This window comes from Burkholderia sp. 8Y, assembly GCF_902506145.1.
In the GTDB taxonomy this organism is placed as follows: Bacteria; Pseudomonadota; Gammaproteobacteria; order Burkholderiales; family Burkholderiaceae; genus Caballeronia.
Genome location: NZ_LR733519.1, coordinates 42,907 through 59,227, shown reverse-complemented (window position 1 = coordinate 59,227; position 16,321 = coordinate 42,907). Strand labels below are relative to the sequence as shown.

Genomic DNA, 16,321 nt, shown 5'->3' with positions numbered 1-16,321 from the left:
GGGCGTTTTTGCGTCGCGGCTCGCGGAACGTCCAATGCTGAAGGTGAGACGCCCGCGCGTCCGCCAGCAAGGTTGTCTCAAAAATCGGACAATGCCGGGTTGCTCCCTCTTCCCGAAGTTTTCGAAAGCAGAAAAGTCATGTCCGATTTCGCAACCTCACTCCCTCGACGCAGCGAGGTGAATCCGAAGCCGCTCGGCGTCGCCGCGCTTCTCATCGTGGCAGGCGCGTGGTATCTCGCGCAGACCGCCGGCGCGCGTCAGGCGGCGCTCTACGTGGTCGGCGCGCTGCTCGGCGTCGCGCTGTATCACGCGGCGTTCGGCTTCACGTCCGCGTGGCGCGTCTTCATCGCCGATGGCCGCGGCGCGGGCCTGCGCGCGCAAATGCTGATGCTCGCGGTCGGCGTCGCGCTGTTCTTTCCCGCGCTGGCCTCGGGCTCGCTGTTCGGCATGCCGGTGACGGGGCTCGTTTCGCCGGCGGGAACCTCGGTGATCGTCGGCGCGTTCATGTTCGGCATCGGCATGCAATTGGGCGGCGGATGCGCGTCCGGCACGCTCTATACCGTCGGCGGCGGCAGCACGCGCATGATCGTGACGCTCGCCGCGTTCATCTTAGGCTCCGTGGTCGCGACCGCGCACATGCCGTTCTGGACCGCGATGCCGGCGCTTGCGCCGATCTCGCTCGTCAAGTCGATGGGCGCCGTCCCCGCGTTGCTGCTCAACTGGATCGTGTTCGCGGCGATCGCGGCGCTGACCGTGTTCGTCGAAAAGCGCCGGCACGGCAAGCTCGTCGCGGCGCACGTGCAGCCCGCGCATACCTCGCCGTGGCTGCATGGGCCGTGGCCGCTCGTGGCCGGCGCGCTCGCGCTCGCCGTGCTCAACTTCGCGACGCTCGCCTTGTCCGGGCGGCCCTGGGGCGTGACCTCGGCGTTCGCGCTGTGGGGCGCGAAAGCGGCGTCGGCGTTGGGCGTCGATGTCGCGAACTGGCCTTACTGGATGAGCAAGCCGAACGCCGCCACGCTCGCGGCGCCGATTTCGCACGATGTCACGTCGGTCATGGATATCGGCATCGTGCTCGGCGCGATGCTCGCCGCCGCGCTCGCCGGCCGCTATGCGCCCGTGTGGCGGGTGCCGATGCGCTCGCTCGTCGCGGCTGTCGTCGGCGGCCTGCTGCTCGGCTACGGCGCGCGGCTCGCGTATGGATGCAATATCGGCGCGTATTTCAGCGGCATCGTGTCGGGCAGTCTGCACGGCTGGCTGTGGCTCGTCGCCGCGTTCTTCGGCAACGTGATCGGCACGCGGCTGCGGCCGTTGTTCGGGCTCGAAGTCGAGCGCGTCAGACCGACCGCCTGCTGATCGTCACTCGTTCGGCCACCGGTTTTCGAAGACGCATTCTTCCGGTGGCCGGCGCTTCGCCCAGCCTTCCGTTTCGAGCATCGGCGCGTCGTAGAACCGCGCGACGTGCCCGATGCAGAGAATCGCCACTGGCCGCGCGCCCGGCGGCATGGCGAGCAATTGCGCGATTTCCTGCGGATCGAAGAGCGACACCCATCCCATGCCGATGCCTTCCGCGCGCGCCGCGAGCCACATGTTCTGAATGGCGCAGGCGACGGAGGCGAGGTCCATCTCGGGCAAGGTGCGGCGGCCAAAGATATGCCGCTCGCGTCGGTCCATCAGCGCGACCACGAGCACTTCCGCGCACTCGCGCAAGCCTTCCACTTTCAGCTTCATGAACGCATCGCGGCGCTCGCCGAGGGCATCGGCGGTCAAGAGCCGTTCGCGCTCGACGGCCGCATGAAGTTGCGCGCGCACTTCGCTGCACGTGATCCGCACGATGCGCCACGGCTGCATGAAGCCGACGCTCGGCGCATGCAACGCGGCATCGATGAGACGCTGCATCACGGGCGGCGCAACCGGGTCGCTCACGAAGTGGCGCATGTCGCGCCGCTCTTCGATCGCGCGATAGACGGCGTTGCGTTCGATCTCGCTGAAGGTCTCGTTCATCGTCGGATGCGGCGGATGCGGTAGCGCCACTATAGCGGCATCGCGTGGTCCCGCCCAGCGCGCATCGACGCTGGCCGCGACGTGGAACGCAACCTTCATACGACTTTCTCAGCACGACGGAGCCCTCAACTTCCGCGAGACCTTGCCGAAATAGCGGTGTAACCGATTGCGTCATGCGTCCCTTATGCGTTACAACGGACCGACCATAAGGTTGCAAGACGCGGATGCAAGGCGCTGTAACACACCGCCGCGCGCGAACTGGGCGGCGCGGCATTCATCTGGAGACGGGGACATGAGGGTTCGGGCGACGGTATTGCTGGTTCGCCAACACGCAGTGCTGCTGGTCAAGGAACGCGGAGGCCCGTGGTTCCTGCCGGGCGGCGAGGTCGGTCACGGCGAACTGGTGATGAGCGCGGCGATCAGGGAGCTCTACGAGGAAACCGGCGCGGAGGCGAGCGCCGCGGCGTTTCTGTGGCAGCACATGTCGGCGCAGCACGTGCATCACGTCTATCGCGTGGCGATTCCCGCCGACGTGCGTCCGCATGCGAACTACCGCGCGGGCATCGACGAAGTGCGCTGGGTCGAGCTTTCGCAGCTCGCGGGCTTGGCCGTGACGCCCGGCACGCGCGCCATTCTGAACCGCGCAGCGGGCGGCGGCGTGGCGCGCTCGTCGTGGCGCGACATCGGTTCGGCGCCGGGAGCGTCGGCGGGGTTCTGAGCGCGCGAGAGCCGCGTCGCCCGGCTTGCGCTACGATCGGCACTGGCGCGCCACCGGATTGTCTCCGCGCCGCGGAGACAATCGGCGCGCTGCGATGCTAGGCTTCACCGCCGATCCCGACTCTCACCCTATGAGCGACCTCCTTCCTTCCTCGCTTCTCGACGAAGTCCGCCGGCTGATCGATTCCGCCCGCGAGCGCGCGGCGGCCGCCGTCAACGCGGAACTGACGCTGCTCTACTGGCAGATCGGACAGCGCGTGCGCAACGAAGTGCTGCGCGGCACGCGCGCCGAATACGGGCGGCAAGTCGTCGCGACGCTGGCCCGCGAACTCGGCGCGCGCTACGGTCGCGGCTGGAGCGAGAAGCAACTGCGGCACTGCATGCGTCTCGCCGAAATTTTTCCGGACGAGCAAAGTGTCTCCGCAGTGCGGAGACATTTGAGCTGGACGCATCTCAAGACACTCATTTATCTCGACGATCCGCTCAAGCGCGATTTCTACATCGAGCTTGCGCGCGTCGAGCGGTGGTCGTCGCGGCAACTGCAGGAACGCATCAATTCGATGCTGTTCGAGCGCAGCGCCATCTCGCGTCAGCCGGAAGCCGCCATTGCCCATGACATCGCCGTCATGCGTGACGAAGGGCGCGTCGAACCGGCGGCGCTTCTCAAAGACCCCTATGTGCTCGACTTTCTCGGGCTCAACGACCACTACCTCGAAAAAGACCTCGAAGACGCGATTCTTCGCGAAATGGAGCAGTTCCTCCTGGAACTCGGAGCGGGCTTCACGTTCGTCGCGCGCCAGAAGCGCCTTCAGATCGACGCCGACGATTTTTACATCGACCTGCTGTTCTACAACCGCAAGCTCCGGCGCCTCGTCGCGATCGAACTGAAGCTCGGCGGGTTCAAGGCGGAATACAAGAGCCAGATGGAGCTGTATCTGCGCTGGCTCGCGAAGCACGAGCAGGAGCCGGACGAATTGCCGCCGCTCGGCATCATCCTGTGCGCGGGCAAGAAGCAGGAGCAGATCGAGCTTCTGGAACTGAACAAGAGCGGCATCCACGTCGCGGAATATCTGACGGTGCTGCCGCCGCGCGAGGCGCTGCAGGCGAAACTGCATCAGTCGATTCAGGCGGCGCGGTCGCGCCTTCTGGAGCAGGAACAGGACTAAAGCGAAGCGTTCATCCGACGAAAGCGCGGCGCGAGCGCCAAGTTGTTGGATAATCCTATCTTTCGTCTGGCAAGTCGTTGCCCGATGCCTGTAATTTGAGGCGCCTATGTTCACAGAAGCAGACAACATCACCGATGAAGAGATTTTCTCGACCGTTCAACGCCTGACCGATGCCGGTCGTCCGGTTTCGCCCGTGACGGTCTGGTCGGAACTGCGTCGCGGTTCGATCGTATCCATTGCCGCCGCGCTGCAGCGTTGGCGCGACGCCCAACAGCCCGCCATGCCCGCCGCGCAATTTTCGGCTGACATGCCGCAGGAATTCGCCGACGCGCTGATGAGCGCGGCGCATCGGATGAGAAAGGCGTCATGGGACGAGGCGCAAAGCGCGATCGCGCAGCGCGCCGACATCCTCGGGCAACGGCTTCAGACTGCGCTCACCGAGCGCGACGAGGCGCTCGCCGTCTACCAGCAGACAGAGGGCGATGCGGCGAACAGCCGCCGTCAACTGGAAGAGCTGATGCACGCGCTGCGCGCGTCGGAAGAAGCGGTCGCGCGTCTGCAGAATCAACAGAACGCCGCGAACGAGCGCGCCGAGGCCGCGGAATCGCGCGCCGGCGAACTGGCGCAGCGCGTCTCCGCGCAGGACGCCGAACTGAGCACCGCGCGACTGTCGCTCGACGAGGAGCGCAAGGCGCGCGAAGCATTGAGCGCCGAACTCGCGGGCAAGAACGAGGACATCGCGCGTATTGCTCGCGAGCGCGACGAAGCGCGGCAGCAGCACGCGGCCGCGTCGCAGGAAGCGGAGCGTTTGTCGCAGGAAGCCGGCACGGCGGCGGCGCGCGCCGAGAGCGCGACCGCGCAGGCCGGCGAGAGCGCCGCGCGCATCGCCGCGCTCGAAGCGGAACTGGACGCCGCGCGCACGGCGCTCGCGAGCGAACGCGAGTCGGGCGCCGCGCGCGCAACCGAGGCATCCGCCCGCGACGAAGCGTTGCACCACGCGACGCGCGAGCTCGACGAAGCGCGCGCCAGGATCGACGAAAGCCAGGCACGCATGTCGGCGCTGGAATCCGAACTGGCGGCGCAGCGTGAGACGAGCGCGGCGGCATCCGGCGCGCAGGAAGCGTTGCAGCACGCCACGCGCGAACTGGATGAAGCGCGCGCCCGGATCGAAGAAAGCCAGCACCGCATCGCGGCGCTGGAATCCGAAGTCGCGACGCACCGTGACACGAGCGCGGCGTACAGCGCAGAGGCATCCACGGCGCAAGAAGCGTTGCAGCAGGCGAGGCGCGAACTGGACGAAGCGCGCGCTCAGATCAACGAAGGCCACGCGCGCATCGCGGCGCTGGAGTCCGAATTGACCACGCAGCGCGAGGCGAACGCGGCGCAGAGCGCGCAGACATCCACCGCGCAGGAAGCGTTGCAGCAGGCCACGCGCGAACTGGAGGAAGCACGCGAGCGCATCGACGCGATCACGCAGGAGAAGAACGTCGCGCAGGGCGAACTGGCGCGCGTATCGCAGGAAGCGGCCGCCGCGCTCGCCCGCGCCGACGAAGCGCAGCAGCACGCCGCGGCGCTCACGCAGCAGCTTGCCGAACGCGAGAAGAGCGAGTCCGCCATCCGCGACGAACTGCGCGACCACAAGATCGCGTTGCAGACGGCGGGCGCTGCCAAGGAAGAGGAAATCGCGGCATTGCAGCGGCGGATTTCCGCGCAGGCGCAGACGCATTCGAAGGCCTACGACGAGCTTCGCGGCAACGCGGAGCAGTGGGTTACGTATGCGCGGGACCTCAAGCAGCGGCTCGACGTGGCGAACGAGAAGATCCTCTTCATCGATGCCCGCAGCACCGGCGAAGTCGCGCTGCTGCGCCGGCTCTCGACGGAACTGGAGCGCCTGAAGCCGGACCACGAACTCGTGTTCCGCGAGGCGCAGCAGAAGGTGATCGGCGAGAAGATCGCGCAGCAGCTTGCGCAGAAGGGCTATCGGTACGATCCCGCGACGGCCGTCATGTCGAAGATAGAAGGCTGAACGCGTCGTTTCCGCGCACCGCTTCGGCGACTCGAAGCGGTGCGCGCGTGGTGTCATCGCGATGAGGCTTGCAATGCATACGGAACAGAGCGGGCTCGCGGCCATCTACCGCGACTACATCGCGTGCCTCAACGAGCAGAACTGGACGATGCTCGGCGCGTTCGTTCACGATAGCGTCGTCCACAACGGCAAGTCCATCGGCCTCGCCGGGTATCGTGAGATGCTCGAACGCGACTTCGAGCAGATTCCGGATCTGCGCTTCGATATCCGCCTGCTGACAGCGGAACCGCCTATCATCGCTAGCCGCCTGTGGTTCGATTGCACGCCGAAGCAGGACTTCATGGGCCTGCGCATCGGCGGCAGGCGCGTGTCGTTCGCGGAGAACGTGTTCTATGAATTCCGCGAGCGCAAGATCGCGCAGGTCTGGTCCGTGATCGACAAAGCCGCGATCGAAGCCCAACTCTGAACCGCCGCGCACATTGCCATGATCGACGCATCCTGCCATTGCGGCGCCGTCCGCTTCACGCTCGACGCCGCGCCCGCCGAAATCAACGATTGCGACTGTTCCCTCTGCCGTCGCCATGGCGCGCGATGGGCGTACTACGCATTGTCGAAGGTTCGCTTCGCGCCCGATTCCGGCCCGACCGACGTGTACATGTGGGGCCCGCGCCGGCTCGAGTTTCATCGCTGCGCGTCGTGCGGATGCATGACGCACTGGCGCGCCGTCGACGTCCACCGCCCGGTCATGGGCATCAACACGCGGATGATGCCGCCCGATGCCGTCGCTGGCGCGCGCGTGCTGCGCAACGGACAGGCCGCCGAGGACTGATCCGCGGATTCAGTCGATCTGCTTCTGCCACACGGCGATCACACTCGCGCAGAGTGCAACGCCGATCAGAAAGTAGAAGCCGTCGAGCGAACTCAGAAAGCTCGCCTGCTGCGTGACGATGCGTCCCACTTCAGCGAGCGCGAGACTCTTCGCCTGCGCCGCGCCGTAGCCGAGCGCCTCAAAGCCGCCGGTCAATTTCTCGAAAGTGTTCTGAAACAGCGGATTGAACGCGTTCACGGATTCCGCGAGCCGCGACTCGTGCAAGGCCATGCGATGCTGTTCGAGGATGATGATGGTCGCGGTCGAGAACGAATACGTCAGTTGCTTGACGATGTTCTTGAAGCGGTAGCCGTGGTTGAACTCCTCGATCGCAAAGAGGCGAAACGTCACGTTCGCCACCGGCAGCGCGATGAAAAGCAGCAGCAGACCGCGCAGCACGAGCGGCGCGACGAGCCATTGCATGCTGACATCGGGCGGCATGCTGACCATCCATGCGCCGACGAACGCGGCAAGCAGGAAGCCCGGCACGATCATCCATTTCTTGTGCGTGATGCGCGCGGAAAAGCGGAAGTACACGAACGCCATCACGATCGCGAACAAAGACGAAAGCCCGACGAGCCGCCCCGCGTTTTCGACCGGATAGTGCAGGCCGCCTTCCAGAAAACGCGAGACGAGATAGCTCATCGCGTTGCTGACGTAATAGAACGCGATGTAGAGCATGATGCCCGCGCGAAACGTCTTCTCGCGCAGCGCATGCAGGCGAAGCAACGGCTGCGGATGATGCCACTGATGCCACACGAACCAGCCGAGCGACAGCAGCCCGGCCACCGTGAGCACGATCAGTTCGGGCGACGTGCTGAACAACTCGAAGCGCACTTGCTGCATCACGATCTGCAACGCGCCCTGCGCGAACGCGAAGAGAATGTACGGCCAGAAGTGGGCATCGCCGCGCTGCTCGGGCTGGACGTGGCCCGTATGCGGAACCGCGAGCAACGCGAACACGCCCATCGCCACGCCGCCCGCCGCGCCGCACGCGAAAAGCGCGCGCCAGCCGAACCACGCGACGACATAGCCGCCGATCAGCGGCGCGAGCCCGCTGCCGAGCAGGATCATGACGAGGAAGTAACGCACGGCGGTCGCGCGCCGTTGCGGTGCGATCCGCGTCTGAATGAGGATGCGGCACGCGCTCATCATCTGGCCGATGAAGTAGCCCTGGAAGCCGCGCGCGAACGCCAGTTCCAGCGACGATTCAGAGGCCGCCGCCGCGACCGCGCCCGCCGCGAACAGCAGCAGGCATCCGCCGATATAACGCCGGTAGCCGAGCCGCTCGACCCACCATTGCTGCTGAAGAATGCCGAGCACCGAGGCGACGGCATACGCGCTCGACGCCCACACGAGTTCGTCCGCCGATGCGTTGATACCGCCCGCGATATAGCTCGTGAAGAACGAGAAGACCGCGTTGTCGAAGTAGTCGAGGCCGGTGGCGAGCGCGATGGCCCACGGGAACGCGTTGTCGAAGAGGCGTGAGACCAACGAATTGCGGGAAAGCGCCACGGCGGTCATTCGTCGGCGCCCTCGCTGCCTTCGCTGCCTTCGCTCTTGCGCCGCCGCCGCGCGGCCAACCGTGCTTCGAAGAGCGTTTCCTGCTTTTCGCCCGCGATGCGCCGCCGGATGTAGTCGAGGTCGTCGCTCAGTTCGCCGCGCACGGCTTGCGCCTCTTTGAGTTCGCGCCGCACGCTCGCGATGCGCGCGTCGAGTGCGTCGACCTGCTGCGCGAGCGCCTCTTCGATCTCGCGCAGCGATTCGCTGGAATAACCTTTGCGTCCGTCGCCCATGGGTTCGACCGGCCGCTTCAACAGTTCCACGATGCCTTGCAGCGAGAACCCGAGCGAGCGCAGCCGCAAGACGCGCGCGAACCGTTCGAGGTCCTGCTCGCTGTAAAGGCGGTAACGGCCCTCGCTGCGGCTCGGCGCGACGAGCCCGCGCTCCTCGTAGTACTTGAGCGTGCGAGGCGTGACGTTCAGACGCTCGGCGGCGTCGCGGATGGTGAGCAGCGCGGGCTTGCTGGAGGACATGGCGCTGAGCGCAGGCATTCGCGAATCGGGAAAGTGCGCCGATTATAACGCTAACGTGTACGTCCACGTTCAGGTTTGCGCGGGCGTTCCGAAAGAGGGCGCGATGATAGACTTGACCCGACTCAGAGGCTTCTCGCGCCCGACGCAAACGACCGACAAACAGCAAAGATAAAAACGCATGAAACGTTTTTCGATGATCCGAGATTTCCACCTGGCCGACTGGTTCACGCTAGGCAACGCAATCTGCGGCACGGGCGCGCTCTTCTCGACGATGAGCTATATCGACGACGCCGACGTCTTGCATATCTATCTCGCGTGCGCGCTGGTGTTCGCCGCGCTCGTGTTCGACGTGCTCGACGGCCGCATCGCGCGCTGGCGGCAGAAGGCGTCGCTGCTCGGCAAGGAGCTGGATTCGCTCGCGGACGTGATCTCGTTCGGCGTCGCGCCGGCCATCATCGGTTATGGATGCGGCATGCGCGGCCTCTATGATCGCGTGATGCTGGCGTACTTTGTCGCGTGCGGCGTCTCGCGGCTCGCGCGCTACAACGTGACGACCGAGGAAATGTCGGGCGGCAGCGGCAAGGTCACGCACTTCGAGGGCACGCCGATACCGACATCGTTCGCCATCGTGCTGATGCTCGCGCTTGCCGCGTGGTTCGGCGCGCTCGGGCCGCGCATGTGGTTCGGCGAATGGCGGCTCGCGGGCTTCACGCTGCATCCGCTCGTGCTCGTCTACGCGCTCTCCGGCTCGCTGATGATCAGCCGCATCCGCATTCCGAAGCCCTAGCGTCGCGCGGGCTTCCATCAAGTTTTGTCTTAGACCGCCGTATACACGTGGATGACAGGCGCCGTCCCGCACGGACGAGCGCCGCCCAGACGCCGAGGCTCGCCGCGCTTTGCACGCGGCATTCCCAGCGCGGCCTGCGGGATTCTGACGAACCCGTTTCGAGAGCCCATCCACGCAATGCAATTCAATCGCAAGACTGCGAGCCTCGCCTGCGCCATCGCGTGCGCAAGCGCCGGCGTCGCGACCATTTCGCCGCTGGCGCGCGCCGACGACGTGCCCACCGTGCCGCTCACCGGCGGCAAGCTGCTCCTGACCGGCGGCGTGTCGCAGGTCGAAGGCGCGGCCGGCGGCGGCCTCACGCCGTGGGCCGTCATCGGCGGCTACGGCACCGCACGGCAACTCGGCGCGAACGTCCACGGCACCTACATTCACACGCAGGACTACGCGCTCGGCACGTGGGGACTGACCGTTGGCGTGGCGAACCGCGTCGAGTTATCGCTTGCGCGCCAGCGTTTCGACACCCGCGACGCGGGCGCGCAACTCGGCCTCGGCGAGAACTACACGTTCAACCAGAACATCTTCGGCGTGAAGGTGCGTCTGCTCGGCGACGCCGTGCTCGATCAGGACACGTGGCTGCCGCAGATCGCAGCCGGCGTCCAGTTCAAACACAACGAAGAGGGCGGCGTGCTGAAGGCGATCGGCGCGGCGAGCAATTCGGGCACGGACTTCTATCTCTCCGCGACCAAGCTGCTGCTCGCGCAAAGCCTGCTGCTCAACGGCACGCTGCGCTTCACGAAGGCCAATCAGTTCGGCTTGCTGGGCTTCGGCGGCGACAAGTCGAATGCGTATCACCCTGAATTCGAATCGTCCGTGGCGTATCTGTTGACGAAGAACATCGCGATTGGCGGCGAATATCGCATGAAGCCGAACAACCTCTCGTTCGCGCGGGAGCAGGACGCGTACGACGCGTTCATCGCGTGGGCGCCGAACAAGCACATTTCGCTGACGGCGGCGTATGTCGCGCTCGGCGATATCGCGACGATCAGGAATCAGCGCGGGCCGTACTTGTCCTTACAGGCGGGGTTCTGATGATGATCAAGCTACGCCACGCCGCGCTCGCCGTCAGCGCATTCGCCGCTCTCAGCGGCACGGCTTGCGCCGGCGACGACACGCTCTATCGCCAGTTCGGGGAACAGGCCGGACTCACGACAATCGTCGACGATCTCTACACGAACGTGCTCGCCGATCCGCGCACCGCGCCCTACTTCGAGAACGCGCCCATCAAGCGCATCAAGACGAAGCTCGTCGAACAGTTTTGCGTGCTGCTCGGCGGACCGTGCCAATACACCGGCCGCCCGATGCGGCGCACGCACGAAGGCCAGAACATCGACCGCGCGGCGTTCGACGCGCTCGTCGAAGACTTGCAGGCCGCCATGGACAAGAACGGCGTGCCGTTTCACGCGCAGAACAAGCTGCTCGCGAAACTCGCGCCGATGTACCGCGACGTACAGGACCGCGAATGACACCCCGCCTGCTTATCTCATCCCTGCTGTCCCTGATGGCCGTTTTCGCGGCGTGCGCGCACGCGGCAAGCGTCCATGTGCAAGTCGTCGATCAGGCGGGCGCGCCCGTGCCTGATGCCGTGGTGTATGCGGTGCCCGCGAGCGGCAGGCTGCCCGCGGCGAAACCCGCGAGCGCGGTCATCGATCAGGTCAAGCGCCGCTTCGTGCCGCTCGTCTCGGTGGTCCAGACGGGCGCATCGGTCACGTTTCCGAACAAGGACAACATCGAGCACGACGTCTATTCGTTCTCGCCGGCCAAGCGTTTCGAGCTGAACCTGTATCACGGCATTCCGGGCGCGCCCGTCGTATTCGACAAACCCGGCCTCGTCGTGATGGGCTGCAACATCCACGATGCGATGGTCGCGTATCTGTTGATCGTCGATACGCCGTATTTCGCGAAGACCGACGCGAAGGGCGCGGCCACGATCGACAACCTGCCCGCCGACGCGTACAGGCTGATCGCGTGGCACTTCCGGCAGACCGATCCGAACGCTCAGCCCACGCAGAAGATCAGCGCGGCCTCGGACGTCGCGGCGAAATTTTCGCTGCAACTGAAGGCCGCCGAATAGCATGCGCCTGCACAGCCTGCGCGCGCGGATCGCGCTTGTGTTCGTGTTGCTGATGCTCGTCGCGCAGGCGGCGGTGTATGTCGTCATCAATTCCGTGATTCTGAAGAACGCGCATCAGAACGCGGAAGAGCAGTTGTCCGTGGCCGAGCGCGTGTTCGGGCAAGTGCTGCGGAGCAACAGCCAGCAGTTGACGCAGGCGGCGAGCGTGGCCGCGTCCGACTTCGGCTTTCGCGAAGCGGTCGCGACGCACGACAGCAAGACCGTCGCTTCCGCGCTCCAGAATCACGGCGACCGCATTCGCGCGGATGTCGTGATGCTCGTCGATCTTGACGGCACGCTCATTGCCGACAGCGGCGGCGCGGGCTATCAGGGCCGCGCGTTTCCGTTCCCGCATCTGATCAAGACAGTGGCGCAAAAGGGCGATGCGTCGTCGTTCGGCATGATCGGCGGCAAGGCGTATCAGCTCGTCGCGGTGCCGGTGAAGGCGCCTATCGTCGTGGCGTGGGTCGTCATGGGTTTCGCCATCGACGACGCGCTCGCCCGCGAGATGAGTTCGCTGACATCGCTCGACGTGTCCTTCCTCACCGTGGACGACCGCGGCACATGGGGCGTGCTGGCGAGTTCCCTGCCCGAAGCGGCGCGCGCGAAGCTGAAGAATCAGGCGCAACTCGCCGACGACGGCTACGCGACGCGCGTGCTTCATCTGCATTCGGAAGGGCAGACCGTCGCTGTGCTGCTGGAGCGTTCGCTCAGTCAGGCGCTCGCGCCGTTTCATCGGCTGCAGTCCGCGCTGCTGCTCATCACCATGCTCGGTGTAATCGTCTCCATTGCGGGCAGCATGCTGACGGCGCGTTCGGTCACGCGTCCGCTCGCGGCGCTCGCGCAGTTCTCGCGGCGCGTCGGACACGGCGATTACAGCGCGCCGATCGACGTGCGCCATCAGGACGAAATCGGCGAACTGGCGAGCGCGTTCAATCAGATGCAGGAAGGTATCGTGGAGCGCGAGCGGCGCATCACCGAGCTCGCGTACATGGACCGGCTCACCGGCTTGCCGAACCGCGCGCTCTTCAACGACCGGCTTCAGGAGGCGATCGCGGCGGCGCGCGTCGAAGGCCGCGCGTTGTCCGTCATGATGATGGACCTCGACCGCTTCAAGCTCGTGAACGACACGCTCGGGCATCCGATCGGCGACATGCTGCTGTGCGAAGTCGCCAAGCGGCTGCGCGCCACGTTGCAGCGGCCGGCGGACACGGTCGCGCGTCTGGGCGGCGATGAGTTCGCGGTTCTGCTGCCCGCCGACGATCTGCCGGCCGCGCGCGCGATCGCCGCGCGCATGCTGCGTGCGCTGGAAGAGCCGATCATGATCGAAGGCCAGCTTGTGGATGTGGGCGCGAGCATCGGCATCGTCACGTTTCCGGACAACGGCAGCGACATGACCGTGCTCCTGCGCCGCGCCGATATCGCGATGTATGTCGCCAAGCGCGCGAATCTCGGCTACGCGCTCTACGACGAGCGGCACGACCAGAACAGCGCCGAACGTCTCTCGCTGATGAGCGAACTGCGGCAGGCGGTCGAGCACGATCAGCTCACGCTCTACTATCAGCCGAAGATCGATCTGGCGACGCATCGCGTGAAATATGTCGAGGCGCTCGTGCGCTGGGATCATCCGACGCGCGGGTTCGTGTCGCCGGATCAGTTCATTCCGTTCGCGGAGCAGACGGGCTACATCAAGACCGTGTCGCGCTGGGTGGCCGACAAAGCCATTGCGCAGTGCGCGGCATGGCGGGCGCAAGGCATCGAGCTGGCCGTGTCGGTGAACGTGTCGGCGCGCGAGCTGATTCAGTCGACGCTGCCCGAGACGTTTCAAAGCCTGCTCGACCGGCACGGCGTCGCGCCGCACTGGATACGCGTCGAGATCACGGAAAGCGCGATCATGGACGACCCGAATCACGCCATCGAGACGCTCGACCGTCTGCACGCGCTCGGCATCTGCCTGTCCATCGACGACTTCGGCACCGGCTATTCGTCGCTCTCGTATTTGAAGCGCATGCCGGTGGACGAACTGAAGATCGACAAGTCGTTCGTGATGGGCATGACGCATCACAAGGACGACGAGACCATCGTGCGATCGACCATCGACCTCGGGCACAACATGGGGCTGAAAGTGGTCGCGGAAGGCGTCGAAAACGAAGCGACGATGCAGTGCCTGCGCGCGCTCGGCTGCGATCTCGCGCAAGGCTTTCACCTCAGCCGGCCGCTGCCGCCCGCGAAGCTCATCGACTGGCTCGACGGCTGGCGTATGCAGAGCAGCGTCGAAACCGAGCCGTCGCTGCCCGCCTGACTCGCGCTCCATGCCCGGCATAACGACGAATAACCATCGGGCATGGCACCTTCGCAATACCGCGCGGAAAAGCGTTTAGAACTCATTCTATGGACGGCAGGCCGCGCATCTGCGATGCGATCCGCATGCCGCATCACCGCCTCTCCGAAAGCCCCGCTGCGCCAAAGGTCTGCATGCCCGATTTAAGGGGACAGGGTTTTCGACATCGTTCTATATGACCGAAATTGCCGCGCCTTTATCGTTCAATGCAAGTCACGACCACATGGATGCACCGATGAACGTCGATAGACGGACGCTTGCATCGTATCGCCGTGACGACCTCGCAGAGCGCGCTTATCGCGTTCCTGCGACGCTCGCCGACCAGCCGGGCTAACGGTTGAAAACTGCGCGAGTCAGTTGATGGAAAGGCCATTCGGCCTGTCGGGAGAGGTTAAGGATGGGAAAGACAAGAATCGCCGTCGTCGACGATCATCCGCTCGTGCTGTGCGGACTTCAGAAGACACTGGAGAGCGCGGACTTCGAATTACTGGGCGCGGTAACGAGTCCGGCGCAATTGCTGAAACTGCTGAGCGACGAGCCATGCGATGTGGTCGTCACCGACTATTCGATGCCCGGCGACCGGGCGCTCGACGGCTGGCGTTTCCTCGCTTCCGTCTCGAGCCAGTTTCCGCAGACGCGGGTTCTCGTTTATACGGAGTTCGATGACCCGTTCCTCGTGGGCAGTCTGGTGCAGCGGGGTGTCGCCGGGATCGTGAGCAAGCGCGACGAAATGCAGGAAGTGCTTGCCGCGGCGCGCAGTCTCGCGCAAGGCGAGCGCTATCTGTCGCCCATCGCTCGCGCGTCGCTGGAACGCTTCGGTGAGTTGCCGCAATACAAGCGGTTCATGGCGCTCACCCGCCGTCAAATGGAAGTGACAGGTCTGATGCTCTGCGGTCTCACTGTGTGCGAAACGGCCCGTCTGCTCGACCGGCGCGTCAATACCATCAGCGCGCAGCGCACCGAAGCATGCAGGCGGCTCGGCTTTTCGGGCGAATGGGAGATGTACCGTTTCGCGGTCGGACATGGCTTGTGGCTGGATCGCTCGGCGGCGGGAAACGAGCTTCGGCCCGCGTGACGGGGCGCGCGTAAGCGTCGCCCGAGTAAGTTGTGGTTGGAGGCGACGGCGAAAATGCCGTCTGAATGGAAAACTTAATAATGCTAAGAAAAAAAATCAGCGTCGCGATCGTCGACGATCATCCCCTCGTTGTCTGCGGACTGCGTAACGCACTCGAAACCGCCGGTATCGAAGTAATTGGAGCCGTTAGTTGTCCTTCTGAATTGATTACGCTGCTAAATCGCGGGCATTGCGACGTCATCGTCACCGACTATTCGATGCCGGCGGGCGGCGCGCTCGACGGCTGGCGTTTTCTCTCTTCAGTTTCGGTCAAGTATCCGCACATGCCGATTCTCGTCTATAGCGAGTTCGACGATCCGTTCCTCGTCGGCACACTGGCCCAGCGCGATGTCGCCGGCATCGTGAGCAAGCGCGAAGAAATGTCGGTCGTGGTGAACGCGGTGCGCGACCTGGCGACGGGCAAGCACTATCGCTCGCCCGTGGCGATGTGCGCGCTCGCGCAGTTCAATGCGGAGCCGGACCTGCGGCGCTTCGCGGCGCTTACGAAGTGGCAAATGGAAATCACGGGCCTGATGCTATGCGGCATGGGCGTCGTCGAGACGGCTCGGCTTTTCAGCCTCGGCAAGAGCACGATCAGCGCGCGGCGCGTCAAGGCATGCAGACAGCTCGGCTTTTCGCGCGAGGCGGAGTTGCATCGCTTCGCGGTGAATCGCGGATTGTCGCTGGACCGCTCGCGCGCGGCGCGCGACGTACATCACATCTAGCGCGTGTTTCGACCGGTCGCGCAATGTGAGCCGGTTGCCATTCAGGGCAGTTTTGCCGCTAGGACATTTCCGGTTTTTGCGTTCGGCCCGTGCTGGCTGAACGCGCCGCGCCTCATGCGCCGGGCAGCCCGAGGCCGGCTGTCAGCTGGCTCTCCGAGATTCGAACTTCTTCTATATGGCCCAAAGCGGTCGCTTTTTACCATTCGTCTTGTGGATTCGGTAAGGCAGTTGGGCGCGCCGATACGGCGTTGAACGCCGCGACTTGCCAGCTGCCTTCGAAGGCAGCAACGAATCCAGATTGCCGAGGCGCTCAACATCGACGGTAACTCGACCGATGGCAACGGCACGTGGATTGAGCCGAACGCGTCGA

General features: G+C 65.0%; 16 protein-coding genes. 13 read left to right on the top strand and 3 right to left on the bottom strand.

From position 1 onward, the window contains the following. Window positions 1-138: 138 nt before the first annotated feature. Complete coding sequence (locus GV035_RS00245) at window positions 139-1,353, top strand: YeeE/YedE family protein (RefSeq protein ID WP_159832556.1); 1,215 nt, start codon at window positions 139-141, stop codon at window positions 1,351-1,353. Between the two features lie 3 nt (window positions 1,354-1,356). On the opposite strand, the gene bluB is transcribed toward GV035_RS00245, so the two are convergent. Beyond that, window positions 1,357-2,001 carry a 5,6-dimethylbenzimidazole synthase gene (gene bluB, locus GV035_RS00240; RefSeq protein WP_159834883.1) on the bottom strand — a complete coding sequence of 215 codons (645 nt, stop codon included), beginning with the start codon at window positions 1,999-2,001 and terminating at the stop codon, window positions 1,357-1,359. Between the two features lie 292 nt (window positions 2,002-2,293). Here bluB and GV035_RS00235 point away from each other — a divergent pair, with 292 nt between their 5' ends. From GV035_RS00235 to GV035_RS00215, 5 genes are all read left to right on the top strand, one after another. Further along, window positions 2,294-2,719 (top strand): NUDIX domain-containing protein, encoded by a 426-nt coding sequence (locus GV035_RS00235; RefSeq protein ID WP_159832555.1) that lies wholly within the window; start codon window positions 2,294-2,296, stop codon window positions 2,717-2,719. A 130-nt stretch (window positions 2,720-2,849) separates the two neighbouring features. Further along, a complete protein-coding gene (locus GV035_RS00230; RefSeq protein ID WP_159832554.1) occupies window positions 2,850-3,884 on the top strand; it encodes a PDDEXK nuclease domain-containing protein in 1,035 nt (344 codons plus the stop codon). 106 nt (window positions 3,885-3,990) lie between these two features. Further along, window positions 3,991-5,910, top strand: coding sequence for a DNA-binding protein (locus GV035_RS00225; protein WP_159832553.1), 1,920 nt, complete (start codon window positions 3,991-3,993; stop codon window positions 5,908-5,910). Between the two features lie 73 nt (window positions 5,911-5,983). Continuing rightward, window positions 5,984-6,376, top strand: coding sequence for an ester cyclase (locus tag GV035_RS00220; RefSeq protein WP_159832552.1), 393 nt, complete (start codon window positions 5,984-5,986; stop codon window positions 6,374-6,376). Window positions 6,377-6,394: 18 nt separating this feature from the next. After that, window positions 6,395-6,739: a GFA family protein gene (locus tag GV035_RS00215; protein ID WP_159832551.1), complete on the top strand. Its 345-nt coding sequence runs from the start codon at window positions 6,395-6,397 to the stop codon at window positions 6,737-6,739. A 9-nt stretch (window positions 6,740-6,748) separates the two neighbouring features. On the opposite strand, the gene GV035_RS00210 is transcribed toward GV035_RS00215, so the two are convergent. After that, complete coding sequence (locus GV035_RS00210) at window positions 6,749-8,302, bottom strand: MFS transporter (RefSeq protein WP_159832550.1); 1,554 nt, start codon at window positions 8,300-8,302, stop codon at window positions 6,749-6,751. Beyond that, complete coding sequence (locus tag GV035_RS00205) at window positions 8,299-8,814, bottom strand: MerR family transcriptional regulator (protein ID WP_159834882.1); 516 nt, start codon at window positions 8,812-8,814, stop codon at window positions 8,299-8,301. Before GV035_RS00205 ends, GV035_RS00210 begins: the two co-directional genes overlap by 4 nt. 178 nt (window positions 8,815-8,992) lie before the next feature. Here GV035_RS00205 and pssA point away from each other — a divergent pair, with 178 nt between their 5' ends. From pssA to GV035_RS00170, 7 genes are all read left to right on the top strand, one after another. Continuing rightward, the gene (pssA, locus tag GV035_RS00200) at window positions 8,993-9,601 is read left to right on the top strand and encodes a CDP-diacylglycerol--serine O-phosphatidyltransferase (RefSeq protein WP_159832549.1); all 609 of its coding nucleotides are present in this window, start codon (window positions 8,993-8,995) and stop codon (window positions 9,599-9,601) included. Between the two features lie 177 nt (window positions 9,602-9,778). Then, window positions 9,779-10,690 (top strand): DUF3034 family protein, encoded by a 912-nt coding sequence (locus GV035_RS00195; RefSeq protein ID WP_159832548.1) that lies wholly within the window; start codon window positions 9,779-9,781, stop codon window positions 10,688-10,690. Continuing rightward, window positions 10,690-11,124 (top strand): group I truncated hemoglobin, encoded by a 435-nt coding sequence (locus GV035_RS00190; RefSeq protein ID WP_236572363.1) that lies wholly within the window; start codon window positions 10,690-10,692, stop codon window positions 11,122-11,124. The genes GV035_RS00195 and GV035_RS00190 overlap by 1 nt, the downstream gene beginning before the upstream one ends. After that, window positions 11,121-11,732 carry a methylamine utilization protein gene (locus GV035_RS00185; protein WP_159832547.1) on the top strand — a complete coding sequence of 204 codons (612 nt, stop codon included), beginning with the start codon at window positions 11,121-11,123 and terminating at the stop codon, window positions 11,730-11,732. Before GV035_RS00190 ends, GV035_RS00185 begins: the two co-directional genes overlap by 4 nt. A 1-nt stretch (window position 11,733) precedes the next feature. Beyond that, window positions 11,734-14,073: a putative bifunctional diguanylate cyclase/phosphodiesterase gene (locus tag GV035_RS00180; RefSeq protein ID WP_159832546.1), complete on the top strand. Its 2,340-nt coding sequence runs from the start codon at window positions 11,734-11,736 to the stop codon at window positions 14,071-14,073. Between the two features lie 436 nt (window positions 14,074-14,509). Further along, the gene (locus GV035_RS00175; RefSeq protein WP_159832545.1) at window positions 14,510-15,187 is read left to right on the top strand and encodes a response regulator transcription factor; all 678 of its coding nucleotides are present in this window, start codon (window positions 14,510-14,512) and stop codon (window positions 15,185-15,187) included. A gap of 80 nt (window positions 15,188-15,267) precedes the next feature. Next, window positions 15,268-15,951 carry a response regulator gene (locus tag GV035_RS00170; protein ID WP_236572362.1) on the top strand — a complete coding sequence of 228 codons (684 nt, stop codon included), beginning with the start codon at window positions 15,268-15,270 and terminating at the stop codon, window positions 15,949-15,951. Window positions 15,952-16,321 lie beyond the last annotated feature (370 nt).

What these genes read in the sequence shown, in the direction of transcription:
- GV035_RS00245 (WP_159832556.1), top strand. Translation starts at nt 139, where the DNA reads ATGTCCGATTTCGCAACCTCACTCCCTCGACGCAGCGAGGTGAATCCG.
- bluB (WP_159834883.1), bottom strand. Translation starts at nt 2,001, where the DNA reads ATGAACGAGACCTTCAGCGAGATCGAACGCAACGCCGTCTATCGCGCG.
- GV035_RS00235 (WP_159832555.1), top strand. Translation starts at nt 2,294, where the DNA reads ATGAGGGTTCGGGCGACGGTATTGCTGGTTCGCCAACACGCAGTGCTG.
- GV035_RS00230 (WP_159832554.1), top strand. Translation starts at nt 2,850, where the DNA reads ATGAGCGACCTCCTTCCTTCCTCGCTTCTCGACGAAGTCCGCCGGCTG.
- GV035_RS00225 (WP_159832553.1), top strand. Translation starts at nt 3,991, where the DNA reads ATGTTCACAGAAGCAGACAACATCACCGATGAAGAGATTTTCTCGACC.
- GV035_RS00220 (WP_159832552.1), top strand. Translation starts at nt 5,984, where the DNA reads ATGCATACGGAACAGAGCGGGCTCGCGGCCATCTACCGCGACTACATC.
- GV035_RS00215 (WP_159832551.1), top strand. Translation starts at nt 6,395, where the DNA reads ATGATCGACGCATCCTGCCATTGCGGCGCCGTCCGCTTCACGCTCGAC.
- GV035_RS00210 (WP_159832550.1), bottom strand. Translation starts at nt 8,302, where the DNA reads ATGACCGCCGTGGCGCTTTCCCGCAATTCGTTGGTCTCACGCCTCTTC.
- GV035_RS00205 (WP_159834882.1), bottom strand. Translation starts at nt 8,814, where the DNA reads ATGTCCTCCAGCAAGCCCGCGCTGCTCACCATCCGCGACGCCGCCGAG.
- pssA (WP_159832549.1), top strand. Translation starts at nt 8,993, where the DNA reads ATGAAACGTTTTTCGATGATCCGAGATTTCCACCTGGCCGACTGGTTC.
- GV035_RS00195 (WP_159832548.1), top strand. Translation starts at nt 9,779, where the DNA reads ATGCAATTCAATCGCAAGACTGCGAGCCTCGCCTGCGCCATCGCGTGC.
- GV035_RS00190 (WP_236572363.1), top strand. Translation starts at nt 10,690, where the DNA reads ATGATGATCAAGCTACGCCACGCCGCGCTCGCCGTCAGCGCATTCGCC.
- GV035_RS00185 (WP_159832547.1), top strand. Translation starts at nt 11,121, where the DNA reads ATGACACCCCGCCTGCTTATCTCATCCCTGCTGTCCCTGATGGCCGTT.
- GV035_RS00180 (WP_159832546.1), top strand. Translation starts at nt 11,734, where the DNA reads ATGCGCCTGCACAGCCTGCGCGCGCGGATCGCGCTTGTGTTCGTGTTG.
- GV035_RS00175 (WP_159832545.1), top strand. Translation starts at nt 14,510, where the DNA reads ATGGGAAAGACAAGAATCGCCGTCGTCGACGATCATCCGCTCGTGCTG.
- GV035_RS00170 (WP_236572362.1), top strand. Translation starts at nt 15,268, where the DNA reads ATGCTAAGAAAAAAAATCAGCGTCGCGATCGTCGACGATCATCCCCTC.